This window comes from Lentzea atacamensis, from assembly GCF_003269295.1.
In the GTDB taxonomy this organism is placed as follows: Bacteria; Actinomycetota; Actinomycetes; order Mycobacteriales; family Pseudonocardiaceae; genus Lentzea; species Lentzea atacamensis.
Map to the genome: position 1 here is coordinate 1505892 of NZ_QLTT01000001.1, position 22603 is coordinate 1528494.

The window sequence follows — 22603 nt, forward strand, 5'->3', positions numbered from 1 at the left end:
CGAACTGGGTACTGCCCAGACATGAGTGAAGAACGCGGCGCCTACGTCCCGGAAGACCTCGACTACGAAGGCCTCGACGAGGACAACCTCGAGAAGGACCCGCTGGAGGAGGGCATGGACCCGCCGGAGGGCTGGGCCGAGTCCGACAAGTACGGGATGACCGAGTACGAGCAGGCCCACCCCCGGCCGCTCGACGAACGTCTCAAAGAAGAACGCGGCGAGGACGACGAGACGGGTGCATGATCGAAGGATGAGCCTCGGTATCCCGGAGAAGATCACGGCGTTGCTGTTCGACCTCGACGGCGTGCTCACCAGTACCGCGGTCCTGCACCGCAAGGCGTGGAAGCAGACGTTCGAGGGCATGGGCCAGCCGTTCAGCGAGCAGGACTACCTCGCCTACGTCGACGGCAAGCCGCGCTACGACGGAGTCCGCAGCTTCCTCGCGTCCCGCGGCCTCACGCCGTCGGAGGACGAGATCCGGCGCATCGGCGATCAGAAGAACGACCTGGTCAACCTGATCATCGACGAGGAGGGCATCACGCCCTATCCCGCTTCCGTCCGCTACCTGCAGGCCGCGCGCGAGGCCGGCGTTCCCATCGGCGTGGTCACGTCATCGGCCAACGCCCTGCGCGTGCTGCGCGCGGGGAACCTGCTGGACTACGTCGACGCCCTCGTGGACGGCAACGTGATCGTCACGTCGAACCTGCGCGGCAAACCGGAACCGGACTCCTTCATCGAAGGCGCGAGAAGGCTCAAAACCTCACCGGAGAACGCCGCCGTCTACGAGGACGCGCTCGCGGGAGTCGCGGCGGGACACAAGGGCGGCTTCGGGTTCGTCGTCGGTGTCGACCGCGGCAACCAGGCGGCAGCGCTCAAGACCAACGGCGCCGACGTGGTGGTCAACGAGCTCGACGAGCTGCTGTCATGAGCTACGCGATCGAACCGTGGCAGCTGCGCTGGCAGGGACTCGCGGTGGACCAGCTGCACCGCACCGAGTCGACGTTCGCCCTGTCGAACGGCCACATCGGTTTGCGCGGCACTCTCGACGAGGGTGAGCCGCGCGGCCTGCCCGGCACGTACCTCAACGGCTACTACGAGGAACACCAGCTGCCGTACGGGGAAGCGGGCTACGGCTACCCGGAGGCCGGCCAGACCGTCGTCAACGTGACCGACGGCAAGATCATCCGGCTGCTGGTCGAGGACGAGCCGCTGGACATGCGCTACGGCAACGCGATCGAGCACGAACGCGTCCTCGACTTCCGCTCCGGCACACTGCGCCGCCGCACGCTCTGGGAGTCGCCGACCGGCCGGCGCGTGATCGTGCGCAGCGAGCGGCTCGTGTCGTTCACGCAACGCGCGGTCGCCGCGATCCGGTACGAGGTCGAGCCGATGGACGACGTGCAGCTCGTCGTCCAGTCCGACCTGCTGGCCAACGAGCCGACGATCCACCGCACCAACGATCCCCGCGTCGCCGCCGCGCTGGAGTCGCCGCTGGTCAACGACTTCACGATGGCCGAGAAGACGCGGGCCGTGCTGTGCCACCACACCAAGGTGTCCGGTCTGCGCATGGCCGCCGCGATGGACCACGAGGTCGACATCGCGGGAGGGCCGGACATCCGCACGGACATCCGGGCAGAAGCCGATCTCGCCCGCTTCACCGCGGCCGTCGACGTGAGCGCGGGCAGCTGCCTGAAGCTCTCCAAGTACCTCGGTTACGGCTGGTCCGGCAAACGCTCCACACCCGCGCTGCGCGCCCAGGTCGAAGCAGCCCTCGCGGGAGCGCTGCAGACCGGCTGGGAGGGGCTGCTGAAGGAGCAGCGGGACTTCCTCGACGACTTCTGGCAGGTCGCCGACATCGAGATCGAGGGCGACGACGAGCTGCAGCAGGCGATCAGGTTCGCGTTGTTCCACATCCTGCAGGCGGGTGCGCGCGGTGAAACCCGTGCCATCCCGGGGAAAGGCCTCACCGGGCCCGGCTACGACGGCCACGCCTTCTGGGACACCGAGATGTTCGTGCTCCCGGTCCTCACCTACACGGTGCCCGACGCGGCCCGCGACGCGCTGCGGTGGCGGCACTCCACATTGGACAAGGCTCGCGACCGCGCGAAGGTGCTGGGGCTCAAGGGCGCCGCGTTCCCGTGGCGTTCGATCAACGGCGCCGAGTGCTCGGCCTACTGGCCGGCGGGCACGGCGGCCTTCCACGTCTCCGGCGACGTCGCCTACGCCACCCAGCAGTACCTCAACGCCACCGGCGACGAGGACTTCGCCCACGACGAGGCCACCGAGATCCTGGTGGAGACAGCACGTCTGTGGACTTCGCTCGGACACCACGACCGGCACGACGGGTTCCGCATCGACGGCGTCACCGGCCCGGACGAGTACTCGGCGATCGTCGACAACAACGTCTACACCAACCTGATCGCCCAGCAGAACCTGCGCGCCGCCGCCGACGCCGCGGAACGCCACCCGGACAAGGCGAACGCCACCGAGGACGAGATCGCGGCCTGGCGCCGCGCCGCCGACGCGATGGCGATTCCCTACGACGAGATGCTCGAGGTGCATCCGCAGGCGGACAACTGGACCAAGCACGCGGAGTGGGACTTCGAGAACACCCCGCAGGACAAGTACCCGCTGCTGCTGCACTTCCCGTACTTCGACCTGTACCGCCGCCAAGTGGTGAAGCAGGCGGACCTCGTGCTCGCCATGCACGTGCGCGGCGACGTGTTCACCGCGGAGGAGAAGGCCCGCAACTTCGCCTACTACGAGGCCCGCACCGTGCGCGACTCGTCGTTGTCGGCGGGCACGCAGGCCGTGCTGGCCGCGGAGGTCGGCCACCTGGACCTCGCGTACGACTACCTCGTCGAGGCCGCGTTCACCGACCTGCACGACCTGCACGAGAACGTCAACAACGGCCTGCACATGGCGTCGCTGGCGGGCGCGTGGATGGCTTTGGTGGCCGGGTTCGGCGGCATGCGCGACCACGGCGGCGAGCTCACGTTCGCGCCACGGCTGCCGGCCTCGCTCACCCGGTTCTCGTTCCGGATGGCGTTCCGGGGCACCAGGATCTCCATCGACGTGTGCGAGACCGAGGCCACCTACCGGATCGTGGACGGCACCGAGCTCAGGACCAGGCATCACGGCGAGCCGATCACGATCACGGCGGGCAACGCGGTGACCATGCCGATCCCGAAGGCTCCCGAGCTCGACCGGCCGGAGCTGCCGTTCGGCCGGGAGCCGCGCAGGCACTAACCGAGTTCCAGCACCACCTTCACGTCGCCGGGCCGCTGCTCGAACGCCTCCGCGTACGACTCCAGCGGCACCCGGCGAGTGATCATCGCCGACAGCCAGGCGTCGTCCGCTCGCTCCAGCACCGCCGACGCCTCCCGGTAGTGCCGCACGTTCGCGTTGACGGTGCCGAACACGATCCCGTTGCGCAGCACCATGTCCCGGTTCGCCTGCCCGATGTCCGCCGAGACGACCTCCGTGGACGGAACACCGGTCAGGCACACCAGCTCCCGCCCGAGCAGCCGCGCGACCAGCGAGGGCGCCCCGGTCGCCTCGATCACGACCTGGTGATCGGGCAGGGAGCGGTGGTAGGTGGCGCCCAGCGACTCCACCAGTTCCGGTTTCGGGCCGTCGGCGGCCAGGTCGAACACGTGCACGTCGAGCCCGCGCTGCACGCCGATCAGCGCCGCCAGCAACCCGATCGGGCCCGCACCCGTCACCAGCACGCTCTCGAACGGCACCAGCGCCAGCCGGTCCAGCCGTTCCCACGCCTTCACGACCACCGAAGCCGGTTCGACGAGCACGCCGGTCGAAGAGCTGACACCGACGGCATAGGAGGCAGGCACTGTCCACAACGTCGAGCCGTAGCCGTCGAGGCCGGTGATCCCACGCTCGGTGTACTGCCCGTTGCGGCACATGTCGAACTCCCCGCGCGCACATGCCGCGCACGGCACCGGATCCGGCCGCCGCACCACCCCGGCCACCAGGGAGCCGGGCTCGAACCCCGGCCCGCTGATCACCCGTCCCAGCGACTCGTGTCCGATCACGAGAGTCCCGCCGGTGCCGAACTCGCCGCGCATGATCTCGCGGTCCGTCCCGCAGATGCCGATCGCGACACCCTCGACCAGCAACTCCTCTGGTCCAGGCACCGGATCGGGTAGTTCGGTCAACGACAGGGAACCGGCTCGTGCAAGATCCACCGTAAGCGCGCGCATGAGAACCATTCTTGACATATCAACACGATCACGCTGACCATGGGAGCGCTCTCACGAACCCTGTCTCAGTGAGGAGATAGTCGATGCGCAAGCTCCTGTGGCTGGCAGCATCGGCCCTATTAGGGCTGACAACGTTGTCTGCACCCGTGCAAGCAGCTCCACCCAACCTGCTCCCGCTCACCGTCACGAACAGCTCCGGCCGCGGCGACGCGGTTCACCTGTACGTGTTCGGCGAGATGGGCGGCCGGCTCGGCTACGTGAACGCCAGCGGGCAGTTCACCCCCTGGTCCGGCGGGACGATCCCCCCATCGCCCGCACCGGACGTCTCGATTCCCGGCCCCGGCAACGGTGGTAGCCGGACCCTGCAGATCCCGATCAACCTCGCCGGTGGCCGCCTCTACATGTCCTTCCGGGACAAGCTGAAGTTCTTCCTGGTGCCGGGAGGCCTGGTGCAGCCGGCGCCGTGGGCGGCGGGCGACCCGAACCGCGACATCCTGTTCGACTGGAGCGAGTTCACCTACAACGGCGGCGGGTTGTGGCTGAACAGCTCCCAGGTGGACATGTTCTCGGTTCCGCACGCGGTCGAGGCGACGTCCCAGGCGGGTGCCACCAAGCGGACCGGCCAGCTCGTCTCCGGCGGCCGCAACCGCATCTTCGACCAGCACCAGCAGCTGGGCGGCGACTGGGCGCGGTTGATCTACACGAGGCCTGACGGCACGCGGCTGCGCGTGTTGAACCCGAGCAAGGGCCTCGACGCGGGCGTGTTCTCGAGCTCGTACTTCCAGAACTACGTCAGCAGCACGTGGTCGACCTACGCGAACACGCCGCTGACCGTCGTTCCGTACCGCAACGAGCCGAACCGGAAGTTCACCGGCCGCACCAGTGGTGGCGTCCTCAACTTCACCAACACGGCCGGCCAGCAGGTCGCGTCGTTCCAGCAGCCGTCGACGCGGGACATCTTCAACTGCGACGGACGGCTCGCGGCCCCGAACAACGACGTCGGCGCGATCTCGCGCTCGCTGTGCGCCGCGCTCAACCGCTCGACGCTCGGGTACCTCCACACCCAGCCGACGTACAACGCCGCCGAGTTCTACACCCGCTCGACCACCAACCACTACTCGAAGATCGTGCACGCCAACATGGTCGACGGGAAGGCGTACGGGTTCGCGTTCGACGACGTCGGCGCGTTCGAGTCACTTGTCCACGAACCCAACCCGCGTTCGGCAAAAGTCACGCTAACCGCATTCTGAACCGAACCATTCTTGCTTTTGATCGACTTTCACTCCACTGTGTGAGGCGCCGTCGCCGCGGCTCTCACACAGTGGAGTCGTTGTGTGCGTACGGGTCCTGCTGGTCGAAGACGACGAGCGAATCCGGCAGGCGCTGAGCCTCGCCTTGTCCGACGAGGGTTTCACGATTGACGAGGCGGGTTCGGGTGAAGAGGCGTTACCGCGTTTGGAGACCGAGCGGTTCGACGTGGTGCTGGTCGACCTCACATTGCCGGGTGTCGACGGCCTGGAGGTCGTGCGGACCCTCAGGGCACGCGGTGACCTGCCCATCATCGTGGTCACAGCCCGCACGGACGCCCGTGACGTGATCGCCGGGCTGGAGGCCGGTGCGGACGACTACGTCACGAAACCGTTGATGGCGAGCGTTCTCGCGGCGCGGATCCGCGCGTTGTTGCGCAGGCGCCGACCAGGGCGGGAAACAGTTCGGATCGGCGATCTGGAAATCCGTCCGCAGGAAGGCCTTGTGCACCGAGCGGGGGAACGCGTTCACCTCACCAGGACGGAATTCCGGCTGCTGCTGGAACTCGCTGGTGCGGGCGGCCGAATCGTCACCAGGGAGCAGTTGCTGCAAAAGGTTTGGGGATATGACTACTTTGGTGACACTCGACTGCTCGACGTGCACATAAGGAGACTGCGGCGCAAGGTCGAAGCCAATCCGGACGACCCGGCTCTGGTGCTCACCGTGCGCGGTGCCGGCTATCGGATCCGCTCGTGAGACTCACGCTGCGCTGCCGGGTGACCCTCGCGTTCGGCTTCGGCCTGCTGGTCGTGACGAGCGTGCTGGCGTTCGCGACGTGGAACCTCGCCTCCGGCTACATGCTGCGGCAGCGGGAGGCGAGCGCGACGCGCCAGGCAGAGGTGAACGTGCGGCTGGTCGAGAAGTCGCTGTCCTCGCCGGGACTCGACGAGCTGCTCACCGGGCTCACCACGGGCCCCGACTCGTCGATCCTGGTGCTGAGCCCCGATGGTCAGGTGACCGCGGGCCGCAAGGTCGAACCGTCGCAGCTGCCCCCCGAGCTCGTGCGGCACCCACCCGGCCGCGCGCGGCTCACCGTGGACGGCCAGCCCGTCATCGCGGTGGCGAGGCCCGTGGCGGGCAACGCGGTCTACGTCGAGCTGTTCCCGCTGCAGCAGCTCGACCGCACGTCCGGGTTCCTCAGCGCGGTGCTGATCGCGGGCACGATCGGGTCAGCGCTGCTCGGCGCCGCGCTGGGCTCGTGGGCGTCGAAACGGGCCCTGAAACCGCTGGCGGAGCTCAGCTCCGCCGCGGGCAGGATCGCCGGTGGCGATCTCCGCGCCCGGCTGCCCGACCAGGACGACCCGGATCTGGCGGCACTGGCGGCGAAGTTCAACTCGACGGCGAGCGCGCTGGAGCAACGGGCGTTGCGGGACGCCCGGTTCGCCTCGGACGTGTCGCACGAGCTTCGCTCTCCGCTGACGACGATGGTCAACGCGGGCGCGGTGCTCCGCAGGCGGCGCGAGCACCTGCCGGGAACCGCGGGAACCGCCCTGGAGCTGCTCACCTCCGAGGTCGACAGGTTCGCGCGCATGGTCGTGGACCTGCTGGAGATCTCGCGGGACGACCAGACCGACGACTACGAACCCGAGGAGCTCGACCTGAGCGCCCTGGTGCGCAACGTGGTCGCCACGCGCCGGCGGGCGGTGCCGGTGTCGGCGTCCCCAGTGCGGGTGCGAGGTGACCGTCGGCGGCTGGACCGCGTGCTGGCCAACCTGATGGAGAACGCCGAACGGCACGCGGACGGAGCGACGTGCGTGGCGGTGCGCCAGTCCGGCGACATGGCGCGCGTCGAGGTCGAGGACGACGGTCCCGGCGTGCCGGAGGCGTTGCGGGAGCAGATCTTCGAGCGGTTCGCGCGGGGCAGGCCCGGTAGCCGTGGCGGCGACACGGGCAGCGGACTCGGGCTCGCCCTGGTCCGCGAGCACGTGCACCGCCACCACGGCCGCGTCTGGGTGGAGGACCGCTTCCCGCGTGGAGCACGGTTCGTGGTGGAACTTCCAGCTATTACGAAGTCCTGACGTCATCGCCCTCGGCAGCGCGCTGACCCTGCGCGTGGTCCTACGGTCGAGAGATGCGAGTACTGATCACCGGCGGAGCCGGGTTCATCGGGTCGCACGTCGCGGACGAGCTGGCCGCGCAGGGCCACGAATGCGTGCTGCTGGACGCGTTGCTGCCCGAGGCCCACGGCATTGTTCCCACGTTGGACCACGAACTTGTCATCGGCGATGTGACCTCACCTCACGTGCTGCGGCCACTGCTGTCCACTGTGGACGCCGTGTGCCACCAGGCGGCGATGGTCGGGCACGGCGTCGATCCGTTCGACGCGCCTTCCTACGCGCGCCACAACGACCTCGGCACGGCGGTGTTGCTGGCCGAGATGTACAGAGCGAAGGTGTCGCGGCTGGTGCTGGCGTCGTCGATGGTCGTGTACGGCGAGGGGAGGTACCGCTGCCTGTCGCACGGCGTCGTACGAGCCGAGCGCACGGCGGCCGACCTCGCCCGCGGTGCCTACGAACCGCGGTGTTTCTGCGGCGACTTCGTCGTGTCGGAGCTGGTGCCGGAGGACGCTCCGCTGGAGCCGCGCAGCACCTACGCCGCGACGAAGCTGGCGCAGGAACACCTGGCGGCGGCGTGGGCGCGGCAGACCGGCGGCAGCGTGTGGGCGTTGCGGTACCACAACGTCTACGGCCCTCGGATGCCGCGCGACACCCCTTACGCCGGTGTGGCGTCGATCTTCCGCTCCGCGTTGCAGAACGGCTTGGCGCCGCGCGTGATGGAGGACGGGAGGCAGCGCCGTGACTTCGTGCACGTCACCGATGTGGCGCGAGCCAACGTCCTGGCGCTGGAGTCGCCGCGGCCGGGGTTCGAGGCCGTGAACGTGTGCTCCGGCTCGCCGCACACGATCGGCGAGCTGGCCTTCGCGCTGGCCGACGCGTGCGACGGACCGACGCCGGAGATCGTCGGCGGTGCCCGGCCCGGCGACGTGCGGCACGTCGTCGCGTCGCCGGCCAAGGCGCTGGACGTGCTGGGCTTCGAGGCCGAGGTGGACTTCGCCACGGGTGTGCGGGCGTTCGCGTCCGCGTCGCAGCGGGAGTCCATCACCAGTTCGTGAGCACGAGGTGGTTCACCGCCAGTGCTGTGACGGCCTGCGCGGTGAGCCACCTCCTGTCGAGCTTCGCGGTGCCGGCGAGGAGCCAGACCGCGAACGGCAGCCAGATCCGTTCGGTCTCGGCCTTGCTCAGCCCGGACAGGTCGGCGGCCAGGATCGCGATGCCCGCCGCGATGATCCACTTGTCCTTGCGCAGCCCCCTGACTCCGGCGGGGCCGATGACCAGTGCCAGTGCCGCGAGGTTCGCCCACACCCAGTACCAGTACGGCCGGACGTCACCGATGCCCTGGTAGTAGCGGATCTTGACGAGCTCGTAGCCGTCGAGCCACCAGAAGCCGCTCACCGCGAACGCCGCCACGACCGCGAGCGCGCCCGCGAGAGCCCAGCCGATCCGGCGGCCGATGACCCCGAACCGGTCGCCCTGACGCCAGAGCGCGGCGATCGCGAGCGGGGCGAGCAGCACCAGGCCGTACGACAGGAAGAGACACCAGCCCAGCACGATGCCACCCAGCAGCGGCCACCTGGTGAGCAGGTAGATCCCGACGGCCGCGACGCCCATGAACATGCCGTCCGCCGACGCTCCCACCCAGATCGCGCCGGGGAACAGCACCAGGAACGGCAGCACGGCGTTGTCGCCGATGGCTTTGGGAATCGCGACGACGGCGAGCGATCCGACCAGGACGCAGAAGATCGACGCCGCCGCTCCTCCCCCGAGCCCGACGCGGTCGAGCGCGACGAACGTGAGCAGCGCGCCGGGCGGGTGCCCGGAGACGTGCGTGGTCCACGAGTCCGGCTGGAAGTCCAGGATGCGCTGGGTGAACCCGGTGACCATGGCGGGGATGTCGGTGACGCCGGGAACCTCGTGCAGGTACTCGTCCACGGTGGTGAGCCTGGTGACGAACCTGTCCCAGCCGTCGATCATCGCGAGCGAGAAGGTCCACAGCGTTGCCGTCACGTACGCGATCGGCAGCGCGAACCGGTGCCGGGCGAGCTCGGGTCCTTTGGCGATGACCAGGAACGCGATCAGGAGCGCGGCGGGAGTGCCGGGGCCGGCGTGCGGCTGCCAGTCACCGAAGATCGGTGCCGCGGAGGCGAAGAGGAGGCCCGGGTTCTGGGCGTTGACGATCAGGCCGGCGATGACGGCTGCCGCGACGAGCAGCCCGGCGATGGCTATACGCACCGCGCCCAACCTAGGGGTTCTCACGGGCGTACGCAGACCACGCAAGGCAATCGTAAGAACTCTTTCGTGCGTCACAATTCCGTAAGCACCACAACACTTTCCCATGGTCCAGGGTGGACACATGGATGTCGTGTTGCCCTGCCTGGACGAGGCCGCCGCACTACCCGCGGTCCTCGCCTCCCTGCCTCGCGGATACCGCGCGATCGTCGTCGACAACGGCTCGACCGACGGCTCTCCTTCAGTGGCCGAGTCCTGTGGCGCCCTGGTCGTGCACGAGCCACGACGCGGCTACGGCGCCGCCGTGCACACCGGCTTGCTCGCGGCCACTTCCGATCTCGTGGCGTTCGCGGACGCCGACGGCTCACTCGACCTGGGTGAGCTGCCGACGATGGCGGCGCTGATGCCCGGCGCCGACCTGGTGGTGGGCCGGCGGGTGCCGGTCAACGCGGGCGTGTGGCCTTGGCACGCGCGGGCCGGCAACGCCGTGATCGCCGGCTTGTTGCGCCGCCGCGGCCTCGACGTGCACGACATCGCGCCACTGCGGGTGTGCCGGCGCTCGGCGTTGCTGGAGTTGAACGTGCAGGACCGGGCGTTCGGCTATCCGCTGGAACTGCTGGTCCGCGCCGCGTCGTCCGGCTGGCGCGTGCGCGAGGTCGCCGTGACCTACGGACCCCGGGCGGCCGGGACGCGGTCCAAGGTGTCGGGTTCGGTGCGCGGCACGCTGCGGGCGGCCCGCGACATGGCGGGGGTGCTGCGATGAGGTTCTGCCTGCTGGTCATGGCCAAGTCACCGGTGCCCGGCCAGGTGAAGACACGGCTGTGCCCGCCCCTGACGCCGGAGGAAGCAGCGGACGTGGCGGCGGCGTCGTTGCTCGACACGCTCTCGGCCGCGCTGGCCACACCCGGCGCGGTGCCGGTGGTGGCGCTGGCGGGCTCGGTGCGGCGCGACGACGTCCGTGACGCGCTGGCGGAGTGCGTGGTCATCCCGCAGCGGGGCTGGACGTTCGCGGATCGCCTGGTGCACGCACACGCGGACGTCGCGCGGTTCGGGCTGCCGGTGCTGCAGATCGGGATGGACACACCGCAGGTGACGCCGTCGCTGCTGGAGTCGTGCGCGGAGTTCGAGGAGGCGGCGCTCGGGTTCGCGCTGGACGGCGGATGGTGGGCGCTCGGGTTGCGGGACCCGCTGCGGGCGGAGGTGCTGCGGGACGTGCCGATGTCGCGGACGGACACGGGCGTGCGAACGCTGACCGCGCTGCTGGGGATGAAGGTGCGGACGCTGCCGATTCTGTCCGATGTGGACACGATGGTGGATGCTCGCGCGGTCGCCGCTCAGGTACCGGGTGGGCGGTTCGCCGCGACGCTGACCGAGATCGCGGCGGTGCGCCGATGATGTTCGACCAGGCCCTGCAAGGTCACCCCAGCTGGCTCGACCTCGCCGGCACCAGCCCCCGCGAGCTCTCCGTCGCCCGCTGGCAGGCCGACGCCGACGAGGGCGACGAGATCCTCCTCGACGCCTGCACCGGCCCCACCCTCGACGTCGGCTGCGGCCCCGGCCGCCTCGTCGCCGCCCTCCTCGCCCGCAACGTCCAGGCGCTCGGCATCGACGTCTCCCCCGTCGCCATCCGCCGCACCACCGAACGCGGCGGCGTCGCCATCCGCCGCGACGTGTTCGACCTCCTGCCCGGCGAAGGCCGCTGGCACCACCTGCTGCTCGCCGACGGCAACATCGGCATCGGCGGCAATCCGGCCGCACTCCTGCGTCGCGCCAGGCAACTGTTGCGCCCCAGCGGAACCGTCGTCGTCGAGGTCGAGCAGCCGGGCTCCGGCCTCACGATCGGCCAGGCCCGGGTGCGCACCGGGGGCACGCTGGGCAAGTGGTTCCCGTGGGCCTGGAGCGACGCGGAGTCCCTCACCGCCGACGGGTTCTTCCTGCTGTGGCAGGCCGAACGCGCCGGCCGCTGGTTCGCGTGCTGGGAGCGGCTGTGAAACTTCCCGACAAAGCACCGACGTTCAAGGCACCCGCCCACCACACCGGCGTGACCAGCCGAGTGGGTACATGGCTCGGCATCACGTTCGGACTGTGCTTCGTCACCGGGCTGCTCAGCCACGGCGTGCAGCACGACTGGCCGTGGCCGACCCGGCCGGTCGACCTCTACCGGGTCACGCAGGGCGTGCACGTGATCTCCGGGGTCGCGTCGATCCCGTTGCTGCTGGCCAAGTTGTGGAGCGTCTACCCGAAGCTGTTCGAGCGGCCGCTGGTGAAGAACGTGCCGCACGCGCTGGAACGCGGCTCGATCTTCGTGCTGATCGCGGCCTCGTTCTTCGAGCTGGTGACCGGGCTGTTCAACGCGGCGCAGAACTACCCGTGGTCGTTCTACTTCCCCACCGCGCACTACGCGGTCGCGTGGATCGCCATCGGTGCCCTGCTTCTCCACATCGCGGTGAAGATCCCCGTCGTCCGGCGCTCGCTCGAACCGGAGTCCACCGAGAAGACGATCCTGTCCCGCCGGGCTTTCCTGCGCGCCACCGCGTTGACCACGGGTGTCGCGGTCGTCGCGACGGCAGGTGTCACGGTGCCGTGGCTGCGCAAGATCTCAGTGCTGGCCTGGCGATCGGACGGCGAGCTCCCGGTCAACCGGACGGCGAAGGCCGCGAACATCGTGGTGCCACCGGACTGGCGACTGAAGGTGAACGACAAGAGCTACTCGCTGGCGGAGCTCAGAGCGATGCCGCAGACCACCGTCGAGCTGCCCATCGCGTGCGTCGAGGGGTGGAGCCAGAACGCCACGTGGACCGGCGTGCGGATCTCCGAGCTGGTGACGGGAGGTGACGTGCGGGTGGAGTCGTTGGAGAAGGACGGGCTGTACCGGGCGACCACGCTGCCCGAGGCGTTCGCCCGGGACCCGCTGACGTTGCTCGCGCTGAGGCTCGACGGTGAGGAGCTCACCCCGGACCACGGTTATCCCTGCCGGCTCATCGCACCGAACCGGCCTGGCGTGCTGCAGACGAAGTGGGTCACGTCGTTGGAGGTCCTGTGAGAATCCTGCTGGGCGCAACAGGCGTAGGGCTGGCCGCGTGGGGCGCCTGGCTCCTGCTCCCCCAGATCACCGTCGAACTGCTGATCTGGCTCGGCGGCGGCGTCGTCCTCCACGACTTCCTCATCGCCCCGCTGGTCGGCGCCTCCGGACTGATCGTCAAACGAGCGTCCATCGGCATCGGCCTCACGATCTCCGGCGTCGTCACGCTGCTCGCGGTCCCGTTGTTGTGGCGCGCGCAAAGCGGGCCGGTCAACCCCGGCCTGCACGACCGCGACTACCCCACCGGAGTCGCGGTCGTGCTGGCCGTCACCTGGGCCGTCGTGGCCCTATACGAGGTCGCGGCGCACCTTCAGCAGCGTCGCCGCTCCCAGGAACACCACCACGTAGCCAACGAGGAACAGCGCAGCGGTGGTTCCACCGAGGTCGGTCAGCACGCCGGGAGCACCGGATCCGCCGACCGCGCCGGCCAGGTTGCCGGCCGAGCCACCGGGCAGGACCTTCGTCAGCGACTCGACCGGCCCGAGCAGCGAGCCGACACCGCGCAGCAGGTTCTCGGTGACGATCGCCCACATCAGCCCGAGGCCGACGGCCAGCGCGGGGCCCTTGGTGACCACGCCGAGGAACACGCCGAACCCCGTCCACATGGCGGCGATCAGCAGTGACGCGGCCAGCGGCTCCAGCACACCGGCGCCCGGCAGGCTCCAGTCCCAGCCCTCCACCGAGGCCACCGTGATCGCCGCGCCGAGGTTGACGACGAACGTCAAGGCGACCAGCAGCACCACGATGATCGCCAGCGCACCCAGCGTGCCCGCCATCGCGGAGATCCGGCGGGGACCGGCGGTCAGAGTCGTCTTCCAGGTGCCCCAGCCGTATCCGCTGCCCACCGCCAGAGCGGCGAGCACCAGGATGATCGCGCCACCGAACATCGGCAGGCCGCGCACGACGGCCGCGCCCACGTTCTCCGGCTGCATCGCGCTGATCAGCTGTTGCTGCGAAAGATCACGGGTGTTCGTGCCGCCGTTCAGAGCCAGGTAGTTGAACAGGTAGCCGAACGTCAGCGTCATCACCAGCCAGACGCCGATCAGCACCCACGTCGCCGGCCACTTCCACAGCCGCAGCAGCTCCGCTTTGACGCTGCCCATCACGCCACTCCCGTCATCTCGAAGAAGACCTCTTCCAGCGTCCGGCGCAGCGGCCGAACCTCCTGCACGTCCACGTCGGCGTGGACGAGCGTGCGCACCAGCGAACCGGCGTCCGTCTCGCGCACGTGCAACACATCGCCGTGCAACGAGCTGCCTTCGATCAGCACGTGCGCCTTCTCGATCGGGTCGGCACGGATCAGCAGCACGGTGTCGCCGCGCAGCTGCTCGACCGTGCTCTCGGCGACCAGCCGGCCCTGGGAGATCACGCCGACCCGGTCGCAGATCTCCTCGACCTCGCCGAGCAGGTGGCTCGACAGCAGCACCGTCTGGCCCTGGGACGCGAGCGCGCGCACCAGATCGCGCATGTCGGCCATGCCCGCCGGATCGAGGCCGTTGGTCGGCTCGTCCAGGATCAGCAGCTCCGGCTGGCCGAGCAGCGCCGCGGCGACGCCCAGCCGTTGCTTCATGCCGAGCGAGTACCGGCGGAACTTCTCGTTCGCGGCGCCCACGAGGTCGACCTGTTCCAGCGCGGCCTCGACGTGCGGCCTGCCCACGCCGCGGCGAGCCGCGTGCACGCGCAGGTTGTCGCGGCCGGACAGGTACGGGTAGAAACCCGGTCCCTCGATCAGGGAACCGACCTTCAGCAACGCCCTGGGGGTGCCCGGCGCCTCGCCGAGCACGGAGGCGGTGCCGCTGGTGGGCCGCACGAGCCCCAGCAGCATGCGGATCGTGGTCGTCTTGCCCGCGCCGTTGGGACCGAGGAACCCGTAGACCTCGCCCCGCCGCACGGACAGACTGACCTCGTCCACCACGGCGCGGTCGCCGTAGCGCTTCGTCAGCTTCTCCGTCGTCACGATCATGGCTTCAACACTGGGCCGTGGAGAGCGCCGGGTCGTCCGCTGCGGAGCGTCATGAAGATACGCACATCTGCGTACGCCCCCGGTCGTATCGTCGGCACCATGCAGTTCAGGATCAAGTGGCAGGACGTGGCGCTGACGGTGGCGCTGCTGTTCTTCGGTCTCGCGGGCACGAGGTTCGCCGCGCGACTGCAGGACGGAGCACCGCTCGACGTCTTCGCCCACCTGCTCATCACGCTGGCGGCCACGGGCCTGCTGTTCCGCTCGGTCCGTCCGCTGTGGACGTTCGCGATGACGACCGCCGCCATCGCGGTGTACCTGGCGCTGGGTTACCCGTTCGGGCCGATCCTGGTCAGCGGTGTCGCCGCCATGTACGCGGTGGCGATGTACGCGAGCATCGAGCTGGCCGCCGGGTGCGCCCTGCTGTACGCGCTGGTCATCCTGCCGTGGTGGAACGACTCGGTGACGTCGTGGATCACCTGGTCGGCCGGCTGGATCCTGCTGCCCGCCGCGGCGGGTGTGCTGATGAAGCTGCGCAGGAAGTCCGTTGTGGACGTTCGTGAGCGGGCGGTCATCTCCGAACGGCTGCGGCTCGCGCAGGAGGTCCACGACGTCGTCGGCCACGGGCTGTCCGTCATCGCGATGCAGGCGGGCGTGGCGTTGTACGTGCTGGACTCCGATCCCGCGAAGGCGCGCGCCTCACTGGAGGCGATCCGCGACACGTCGAGGGAAGCGCTCGACGGCCTGCGGTCCGAACTGGACACCCTGCGCGGCTCGGCTCCGCTGCGGCCCACGATCTCGCTCGCCGACGTCCCTGCGCTGGCGGCGCGGATGCGCGAGGCGGGGCTCGAGGTCTCGGTCGAGCTCGACGACGTCGAGCTGCCCGGCAACCTGCAGCTGGGCGTCTACCGGATCGTGCAGGAGTCGCTGACCAACGTGCTGCGCCACGCCTCCCCCGGCGTCACCGCGTCCGTGCGGGTGTACGCCGTGCGTGGCGAGCTGGTCGTCGAGATCGCCGACACCGGCACACCGGGTCCGCTCACCGAAGGCCACGGCATCACCGGCATGCGGATGCGCGCCGAGTCGTTCGGCGGCACCCTGGAGGCAGGTCCGCGAAACGACGGATTCGCGGTGATCGCCCGGATACCGTTGCCGTCATGATTCGCGTGGTGGTGGCCGACGACCAGCCGCTGGTCCGGATGGGACTGCGGACGTTGATCGAGACCGAGGACGGCGTGCAGTTCGCCGGCGAGGCCGCCGACGGGCGTGAGGCGCTGTCGCTGATCCAGTCCATCAAGCCGGAAGTGGTGTTCCTCGACATCCGGATGCCGCTGATGGACGGGCTCGAAGTGCTGCGCCGCGTCTCGGCCGATCCCGCCTGCGCGGAGGTCAGGATCGTCATGCTCACGACGTTCGACCTCGACGAGTACGTCTTCGAGGCGCTGCGGACCGGCGCGTCCGGGTTCCTGGTGAAGGACTCCGACCCGACCGACCTGCTGCGCGCCGTGCACGTGGTGGCCGACGGCGGATCGCTGCTCTCGCCGTCCGTGACGCGCCGGGTGATCGACCGGTTCGCGTCCGGCGCGTCGGCGAGGCCCGTACCGCACCTCGACAAGCTGACCGAACGCGAGCGGGAGATCATGCGGCACGTCGCGTCCGGTGCCTCCAACGACGAGATCGCCGCGACGCTGGTGATCTCGCCCGCGACCGTGCGGACGCACGTGTCGCGGGCGATGGTGAAGCTGGGCGCGCGAGACCGCGCCCAGCTCGTCGTCTTCGCCGTCCAGTCAGGCCTGACGTGACTCGAACGCGGCCTTGAGGCCCTGCGCCACCGAGTCCGGGATCGAGTCGTAGTCGCGCGGCGGCTGCGGGTCGTACTCGATGCCGACCTGCACCGCCTGCGCGGCCATCTCGCCGAACTCGGCCTCGACCAGCCGCAGCGCCATGTCGATGCCCGCCGACACGCCCGCCCCGCTCACGACCTTGCCGTCGAACACCACCCGATCGGTCGACACCTCTACGCCGCGCACCTCCAGGTCCTCGCGGGCGGCCCAGTGCGTCGTCGCCTTCGACACCAGCCCGGCCTCCGCGAGCAACGTCGACCCCGTGCACACCGACGTCGTCCACTTCGTGGTCGGGTGCACCTCGCGCAGCCACTCGACGATGCCGCCGGAGTCCTTCAGCAGCTCACGCCAGTGGCTGGAGCCCGGCACCACCACGATGTCCGTCGACTTCAGCGTGTCGAACGTGTCGGTCGGCACCACGGACAGCCCGTTGTCCGACTTCACCGGGCCGAGCGTCGCGGCGACGAACCGCGGCGAGACGCCCGGCATCGAGGCGAGCACGTCGTACGGGCCGACGAAGTCGAGCGCGGTCATGTTCGGGTAGAGCACGAAAGTGACGTCCATCAGGCAACCCCAGTTGTCCGGAAACGGGCGCGGTAGCTGCCCGGCGACACGCCGAGCACGCGCAGGAAGGCCCGGCGCAGGGTCTCGGCGGAGCCGAACCCCGATTCGCGGGCGACGAGGTCCAACGAGTCGCCGGTGCTCGCCAGCCGGTCGGCTGCGGCCTCGACGCGGGCTCGTTCGACGTACTGAGCGGGCGAGATCCCCACGTTGCGCGAGAAGACGCGCGCGAAGTGCCGCACGCTCATCATCGCCTTGCGCGCCATCACGGGCACCGTCCACTCACGGGTCGGATCGGCGTGGATGTCGTCGAGCAACGCCCTCAGGGAGCCGTCCGACACCGGCCGCGACCGGGTGTGCACGCTGAACTGCGACTGGCCGCCCGAACGCTGCAGGAAGACGACCAGGTACTGCGCGATCCTGCGGGCGAGCGCCGGGCCGTGGTCCTGCTCGACCATGGCGAGCGAGAGGTCGATACCCGCCGTCACGCCCGCCGACGTGGCGACCTGCCCGTCGCAGACGAAGATCGCGTCCGGCTCGACCTCGACCCCGCGGTTCTCCAGCTCACCGGTGAACGCCCAGTGCGTGGTCGCCTTCTTGCCCTTGAGCAGCCCCGCGCCGGCCAGCACCACGGCACCCGTGCACACACCCGCGACGCGCCGCGACTTGAGCGCGAGCCGCCGCAGGTTGGTCGTGAGCACCGCGTCCGCCGCGGCCTCGTCGTACCCCCAGCCGCCGACGACCAGCAGCGTGTCGATCTCGCGGTCGAGCGTGCGCAGGTCCGCTCCCGCCTCGATCCGCACCCCAGCGGTCGCGGTGAACGGGCCGCCCCCGAGCGTGGCCAGCGTGACGCGGTACCGCTCGCGGCCGTGGTTCGCTGCTTGGAACACCTCTACGGGCCCCGCCAGATCCAGCAACGCCGTGCGGTCGTAACCGACCACAACAATTTCCCTCAGATTCCCCACACCTCCACTTTCCTCATCCGCGCTGGTGGCGGCAACGCCAGATCCCCCTCGCATTCGGCCACGCCGGTAAAGTGGCCCGCGATGCGCAAAGTTCTGCCCCTCGCGGTGATCGGCCTGCTCACGATCCTGCTGGTCGTGAGCGACCACCCGTTCCCACCGCCCTCAGACCCGGATCGCGAGTCCAGGACCGCGGTCGTGGCGCTCGGCGACAGCACGATGTCCGGCGAGGGCGCCGGCAGCTACGAACCCGGCACCAACGGCGAGGACGGCGGCAACTGGTGCCACCGCTCGACCGAGGCGTCGATCATGAAGGCCAGGATCGAGGCGGACCAGAAGATCAACCTGGCCTGTTCCGGCGCGAACTCGGACAAGCTGCGCAACGAGCAGCTGCCCCGGCTGCGCAGGATCGCCGGAGCGAACCGGGTCACCGCGATCGTCGTGGCCATCGGCGCGAACGACGACCCGCGCTTCTCCGAGATTCTCAACAAGTGCTTCGAGGCATGGGGCAAGCGCAGCGACTGCACGTCGGCCGCGGCGCCGGAGTGGACCAAGCGCGTGCGGCGGATGGTGCCCAAGGTCGAGAACACGCTCAGCGCCATCCGCCAGACGATGCGCGACTCCGGCTACCTCGACTCCGACTACCAGCTGGTCGTGCAGTCGTACGCGGCGCCGGTCACGCCGAAGATGCCCCGCTCGCTGCAGAACCTCTCCGGCTGCCCGCTGCGCACCAGCGACCTGGAGTGGGTCGTCGAGGAGGCGGTGCCGGAGCTGTCGAACGGGCTGCGCACCGCCGCGGAGAAGGTCAACGCCCGGTTCCTGGACCTGTCGCGCGCCGGTGAGGGGCACGAGGCGTGCGCGGCCAAGCCGGAGACCGAGTGGTTCACGCGGCTGACGGTCGACTGGGACGGCTTGAAGAACGAGAAGCGTTCCTCACACGCGCTGCAGGAGTCGTTCCACCCCAACGCCCTCGGTCACCAGCAGTTCGGCCGGTGCCTCACCGAGTTCCTCGCGACGGACAAGCGCGACGGCGCGTGCGTGCCGCGGCTGGACGGGTCGCTCGGCCTCAGCACGGAGAGCTGAGCCAGCGCTTCACCTCGGACCGCGGCCAGCCGGGATCACCGTCGTGCGCGAACCTCGCCCACGCGCACGCGATGTCGCCGCGGAACATGTCGGGGACGTCCGCGCCGTGATGCGCCGGCGTCCGGGCGTAGATCGACCGGAACGCCCGCCCGTGCTCGTCCGCCAGCCGCGTCGTGGGCCGCTGGAACAGCTCGGGGTCCTCGTCCGCCGTGTGGCACACCAGCAGATCCACGTCGTACGGGCCTTCCAGCGGTGAACGCGGCAGCGTGTCCCCGTCCACGATCGGCTGGTACAGCACGACTTCCGGCTCCGCGGCCCGCTGCACCTCGACGGCTTCGCCGGGGGTGAAGAACCGCCCGGCCAGGCTGTGCGCGATCGCCTTGTGGAACAGGCCTTTCGCCGCCGGCATCACCATCAGGCTCGCGACGGTCTGCGCCCCCGACGACTGCCCGGCGACCGTGACGTTGCCCGGATCTCCGCCGTACCGCGCGATGTTGCGCTGGATCCACCTCAGCGCCGACACGACGTCGAGCAGCCCGCGGTTGTGCGGAAACCCCTCCAGGGCGCCGTAGCCGTCGACCGCGAGCCGGTAGTTGCAGCTGACGAAGACGATGCCGTGGCGCGCGAGGACGTCACCCGCGTACTCCGGCTGCGCCGATGAGCCGACGGTGTTCGCACCACCGTGGACCCACAGGAGAACCGGCGCTCCGAACTCCACCGTGGACCACACGTTCAGGGTGTGCGAGTCGCCGAACTCGCCGGCCGGCTCGCCGTCGCAGTCCACCGGTGGGCAGAAGCGCAGCGAGCCGGTCGCGGGTTCGGCGTAACGGATGCCGAGGTGAGGCCTCAAGCCTCCACCGACACCTGGTGCGATGGCAGGACCCGCAGGTTCGCCGCCGCCCGTTCGAGCTGTGAGAGAACGCTCGGCCGCAGCGCCGCGATCTCCTGGTCCGCCGCGGCACCGGCCATCTCCTGCATCAGCACCTGCTGCGGGTGATCACCCTCGGCCTCGGCGACCGCCAGCACGCGGAAAGCCGTGCCGGGCGGGAAGAGCACGCGTTCCTCGGTGGCCACGGCGACGCGGTCGGCCACCTCGACCCGGCGGCCGGTGACCGACCACAGCAGGTACTCGGTGGCGCCCTCGATGCGCTGGACCGGGTTCGCGATGGCGTCGAGCAGGCCGTGCTCCACCAGCACGTCGCCGGAGCGATAGCGGCGAGGGCCGGTCGGGCCGCTGGCGCCCCACACCGTCGCCACGCCGTTGTGCACCGGCAGGCGGTTCAGGCCCGACACGATGCACGCCACGTACGGGCGAAGGCGGCCGAGGCGGCCCATGCGGAGCGTGTCGACGACCATTTCCTCGTCCTGCGACACGCACGCCAGCAACGCGGTGAGGTCGGTGACCATGGCCTCGAACGCGGCCGGGTCCTCCTCCGCGTCCGGACGCTGCGCGAGCAGGCGGCAGACGGTCGCCGCGTGCACGCCGTAACGCTCGCCCAGTGCCCGCCGGACGGCGTCGCGTTCCATGTCCGAGCTCGCGTGGTCCGGGAGGACCGTCTCGCGCTCTCCGTTGCTCTGAGCCGGAACCTCCCAGGAGGCCAGCGGCTGCGGCGGCAACGGGCCGTCCACCCGGAACCGGACGGCGGCCGCGTCCGGGTCGGACGACGGGAACGCCGCCTCTTCGGCGTCCGCCACGTCCTGCGCCGACACCGTGACGGTGGCGGGCTCGGCGGGCGGCATGCCGGCGTAGGCGGGCTCGGGCTCGACCGGGGTGACAGCGGTGAAGAAGCCGGTGCCGTTGTCCGACGAGTCCCGCGCCGACAACGCCTGCGCGGCCGCACCCAGTGCCGCCGCGATCGCCGCCGGGTTGCCGGTCGTCTGCGTGCCGAACGAAGGCGCGGCGTGGGCGGGTGCGGCGTGCTGAGGAGCAGGCGGAGGCGGTGGCGTGGGCGGCGACACCGTGGCGTCGCAGAACACGACACGCAGCAACTTGCGCACCTCGGGCTCAAGGCGTTCCACAAGAGCAGCGCCGTGCACCGCAACCGCACCGGGCGTGGTGCGGCCAGGCGTGCCCACGGTCAGACGCGCCCACTCCGGGTCAACGGGCTGAGAGCGCACCTCGGCCGCGTTGTACGGCTCGTCGTGCTCACGCACCCACAAACCGGAGGGCACGACCTCGAGCACAACACCGTCGCCGAGAGAGAACACACCGGGCTCGACTTCGGAGAGCCCCTGCACGGGCGAGCGGTAGCCGGAAACGGCGGGCACCGTCTCGTGCGGCGAGCACTGCACCTCGGTCACGAACGGCCGCCACGTCTGCTGCCCGCGCGGGTCGACCGCGATCACCGCGGGCCCGCCCGTGCGCAGGTTGCCCACCGGCAGGCCGGTGAACATCGAGATCGGCTCGCCCAGCTGGTCGGCGACGAGCTGCCCGAGACCGGCGTCGACGCCGTACGGCACCAGCCGCACGCGCGACCTGGCCGCCTGCGGCAGCGCGGTCAGCAACCGGCACACCTCGTCCGTCGGGATCGACGACTGGCCGGGGCCACCGACGACGACGGTCAGCACGTTCTCGCGGCACGGCAGCGCCACGATCGGACGCGAGTCCTGGGCTGCCGGATCGAACGGCGGCTGCTGAGCGCGCAGCCACAACCCGGCGGGAATCGGCTCGGAGATGCCGATCTCGCCGGTCGGCCACGGCGAGTTCGGGTCCATCGCCTCCCACTGCGGCACCGGGAAGCGGCGGCCGAACGGCATCGGCGACGCGTTCGGCTGGAACCGCACCCAGCTGCCGTAGCCCTGGGTGCCCACCACGAACGCGGCGCCCGGCACGGTGGTCAGCACGCCGTCCGGCGCCACGACCTCGGCCTGGAGCTGCTCGGCCAGCCACTGCGCGGGCGCGGTGGGGCGCATCGTGCCCGCGTGCGACACCGCGAGCCGGATCGGGCCGCGACCGCCGAGAGCGGTCACGACGTGAGGCCAGAAAGTGCTCTGGTCGCCGCTCGGGAAGTCGACCACGACCACGGTGCGGCCTCGGTCGACCGGAAGGGTGCGGGCGAGGCCGGACGCGGCCTGGCTCGGTCCTTCCGGAGCGGACACGACGAGCGTCGCGCCGACGAAGTTCGCCGCGAACGGCGTTCTCTGCGGCAATGGCTCCGGCGGCGGCGATGCTGCCGGGGGCTGCTCGACGGGTTGCAGAGCCGTGTTCGTGGAGTGCCCCGAACTCTGGGTCTGCGTTTGCTGGTCGCCGTGGGCGGCGGCACGTCGGCCCATCAAGCGCCTGATCACCTCCGTGCC

The 22603-nt window shown here is 70.2% G+C and carries 22 protein-coding genes; 14 read left to right on the plus strand and 8 right to left on the minus strand.

From position 1 onward, the window contains the following. The first annotated feature begins 21 nt into the window (after window positions 1–21). From C8D87_RS07140 to C8D87_RS07150, 3 genes are read left to right on the plus strand one after another with little or no spacing between them, the layout of a single operon-like run. On the plus strand, window positions 22–243 hold the full coding sequence (locus C8D87_RS07140) for a hypothetical protein (protein ID WP_109636027.1): 222 nt from the start codon (window positions 22–24) through the stop codon (window positions 241–243). A gap of 7 nt (window positions 244–250) precedes the next feature. Continuing rightward, a complete protein-coding gene (locus tag C8D87_RS07145; RefSeq protein ID WP_112225980.1) occupies window positions 251–928 on the plus strand; it encodes an HAD family hydrolase in 678 nt (225 codons plus the stop codon). Further along, window positions 925–3249 carry a glycoside hydrolase family 65 protein gene (locus tag C8D87_RS07150; RefSeq protein ID WP_112225981.1) on the plus strand — a complete coding sequence of 775 codons (2325 nt, stop codon included), beginning with the start codon at window positions 925–927 and terminating at the stop codon, window positions 3247–3249. The genes C8D87_RS07145 and C8D87_RS07150 overlap by 4 nt, the downstream gene beginning before the upstream one ends. Here the strand turns inward: C8D87_RS07150 and C8D87_RS07155 are convergent. Continuing rightward, on the minus strand, window positions 3246–4220 hold the full coding sequence (locus tag C8D87_RS07155) for an alcohol dehydrogenase catalytic domain-containing protein (RefSeq protein ID WP_112226318.1): 975 nt from the start codon (window positions 4218–4220) through the stop codon (window positions 3246–3248). The two genes, C8D87_RS07150 and C8D87_RS07155, sit on opposite strands and share 4 nt — an antisense overlap. A 146-nt stretch (window positions 4221–4366) precedes the next feature. On the opposite strand from C8D87_RS07155, the gene C8D87_RS07160 reads away from it, so the two are divergent. The 4 genes from C8D87_RS07160 (at window position 4367) to C8D87_RS07175 (ending at window position 8640) form a co-directional block, all read left to right on the plus strand. After that, complete coding sequence (locus C8D87_RS07160; protein WP_233441955.1) at window positions 4367–5470, plus strand: beta-1,3-glucanase family protein; 1104 nt, start codon at window positions 4367–4369, stop codon at window positions 5468–5470. Between the two features lie 82 nt (window positions 5471–5552). Next, complete coding sequence (locus C8D87_RS07165; RefSeq protein ID WP_112225983.1) at window positions 5553–6224, plus strand: response regulator transcription factor; 672 nt, start codon at window positions 5553–5555, stop codon at window positions 6222–6224. Next, a complete protein-coding gene (locus tag C8D87_RS07170) occupies window positions 6221–7546 on the plus strand; it encodes a sensor histidine kinase (protein ID WP_112225984.1) in 1326 nt (441 codons plus the stop codon). Before C8D87_RS07165 ends, C8D87_RS07170 begins: the two co-directional genes overlap by 4 nt. A gap of 53 nt (window positions 7547–7599) precedes the next feature. Then, a complete protein-coding gene (locus C8D87_RS07175) occupies window positions 7600–8640 on the plus strand; it encodes an NAD-dependent epimerase/dehydratase family protein (RefSeq protein ID WP_112225985.1) in 1041 nt (346 codons plus the stop codon). Here the strand turns inward: C8D87_RS07175 and C8D87_RS07180 are convergent. Next, window positions 8627–9922, minus strand: a complete 1296-nt coding sequence (locus C8D87_RS07180; protein WP_411711348.1) for a hypothetical protein — start codon at window positions 9920–9922, stop codon at window positions 8627–8629. The genes C8D87_RS07175 and C8D87_RS07180 overlap by 14 nt on opposite strands. A gap of 16 nt (window positions 9923–9938) precedes the next feature. Between C8D87_RS07180 and C8D87_RS07185 the strand changes: the two genes are divergently transcribed. The 4 genes from C8D87_RS07185 to C8D87_RS07200 are packed head-to-tail and all read left to right on the plus strand — an operon-like array spanning window position 9939 to window position 12857. Continuing rightward, window positions 9939–10577, plus strand: coding sequence for a glycosyltransferase family 2 protein (locus tag C8D87_RS07185; protein ID WP_112225986.1), 639 nt, complete (start codon window positions 9939–9941; stop codon window positions 10575–10577). After that, on the plus strand, window positions 10574–11209 hold the full coding sequence (locus C8D87_RS07190; RefSeq protein WP_112225987.1) for a TIGR04282 family arsenosugar biosynthesis glycosyltransferase: 636 nt from the start codon (window positions 10574–10576) through the stop codon (window positions 11207–11209). Before C8D87_RS07185 ends, C8D87_RS07190 begins: the two co-directional genes overlap by 4 nt. Further along, a complete protein-coding gene (locus C8D87_RS07195) occupies window positions 11206–11805 on the plus strand; it encodes a methyltransferase (protein ID WP_112225988.1) in 600 nt (199 codons plus the stop codon). Before C8D87_RS07190 ends, C8D87_RS07195 begins: the two co-directional genes overlap by 4 nt. Next, window positions 11802–12857: a molybdopterin-dependent oxidoreductase gene (locus C8D87_RS07200; RefSeq protein ID WP_112226320.1), complete on the plus strand. Its 1056-nt coding sequence runs from the start codon at window positions 11802–11804 to the stop codon at window positions 12855–12857. The genes C8D87_RS07195 and C8D87_RS07200 overlap by 4 nt, the downstream gene beginning before the upstream one ends. Before the next feature lie 326 nt (window positions 12858–13183). Here the strand turns inward: C8D87_RS07200 and C8D87_RS07210 are convergent, their stop codons facing one another. After that, window positions 13184–13999: an ABC-2 transporter permease gene (locus tag C8D87_RS07210; RefSeq protein WP_112225989.1), complete on the minus strand. Its 816-nt coding sequence runs from the start codon at window positions 13997–13999 to the stop codon at window positions 13184–13186. Next, on the minus strand, window positions 13999–14859 hold the full coding sequence (locus C8D87_RS07215) for an ABC transporter ATP-binding protein (RefSeq protein ID WP_112225990.1): 861 nt from the start codon (window positions 14857–14859) through the stop codon (window positions 13999–14001). Before C8D87_RS07215 ends, C8D87_RS07210 begins: the two co-directional genes overlap by 1 nt. 99 nt (window positions 14860–14958) lie before the next feature. Between C8D87_RS07215 and C8D87_RS07220 the strand changes: the two genes are divergently transcribed. Further along, window positions 14959–16017, plus strand: a complete 1059-nt coding sequence (locus tag C8D87_RS07220; RefSeq protein WP_170166336.1) for a sensor histidine kinase — start codon at window positions 14959–14961, stop codon at window positions 16015–16017. Beyond that, window positions 16014–16658 carry a response regulator gene (locus tag C8D87_RS07225; RefSeq protein WP_109635989.1) on the plus strand — a complete coding sequence of 215 codons (645 nt, stop codon included), beginning with the start codon at window positions 16014–16016 and terminating at the stop codon, window positions 16656–16658. Before C8D87_RS07220 ends, C8D87_RS07225 begins: the two co-directional genes overlap by 4 nt. Here the strand turns inward: C8D87_RS07225 and C8D87_RS07230 are convergent. Together C8D87_RS07230 and C8D87_RS07235 are read right to left on the minus strand one after the other, a co-directional pair. Then, window positions 16644–17264, minus strand: coding sequence for a DJ-1/PfpI family protein (locus tag C8D87_RS07230; protein ID WP_109635987.1), 621 nt, complete (start codon window positions 17262–17264; stop codon window positions 16644–16646). The two genes, C8D87_RS07225 and C8D87_RS07230, sit on opposite strands and share 15 nt — an antisense overlap. Next, a complete protein-coding gene (locus C8D87_RS07235) occupies window positions 17264–18226 on the minus strand; it encodes a GlxA family transcriptional regulator (RefSeq protein WP_233441956.1) in 963 nt (320 codons plus the stop codon). The genes C8D87_RS07230 and C8D87_RS07235 overlap by 1 nt, the downstream gene beginning before the upstream one ends. An 81-nt stretch (window positions 18227–18307) precedes the next feature. Between C8D87_RS07235 and C8D87_RS07240 the strand changes: the two genes are divergently transcribed. Further along, entirely contained in the window at window positions 18308–19306 is a 999-nt protein-coding gene (locus C8D87_RS07240) for a GDSL-type esterase/lipase family protein (RefSeq protein WP_112225993.1), read from the plus strand. Here the strand turns inward: C8D87_RS07240 and C8D87_RS07245 are convergent. Together C8D87_RS07245 and C8D87_RS46815 are read right to left on the minus strand one after the other, a co-directional pair. Beyond that, entirely contained in the window at window positions 19290–20156 is an 867-nt protein-coding gene (locus C8D87_RS07245) for a carboxylesterase family protein (protein ID WP_215732205.1), read from the minus strand. The two genes, C8D87_RS07240 and C8D87_RS07245, sit on opposite strands and share 17 nt — an antisense overlap. Then, window positions 20153–22579 (minus strand): hypothetical protein, encoded by a 2427-nt coding sequence (locus C8D87_RS46815; RefSeq protein WP_211337274.1) that lies wholly within the window; start codon window positions 22577–22579, stop codon window positions 20153–20155. The genes C8D87_RS07245 and C8D87_RS46815 overlap by 4 nt, the downstream gene beginning before the upstream one ends. Between the last annotated feature and the right edge of the window lie 24 nt (window positions 22580–22603).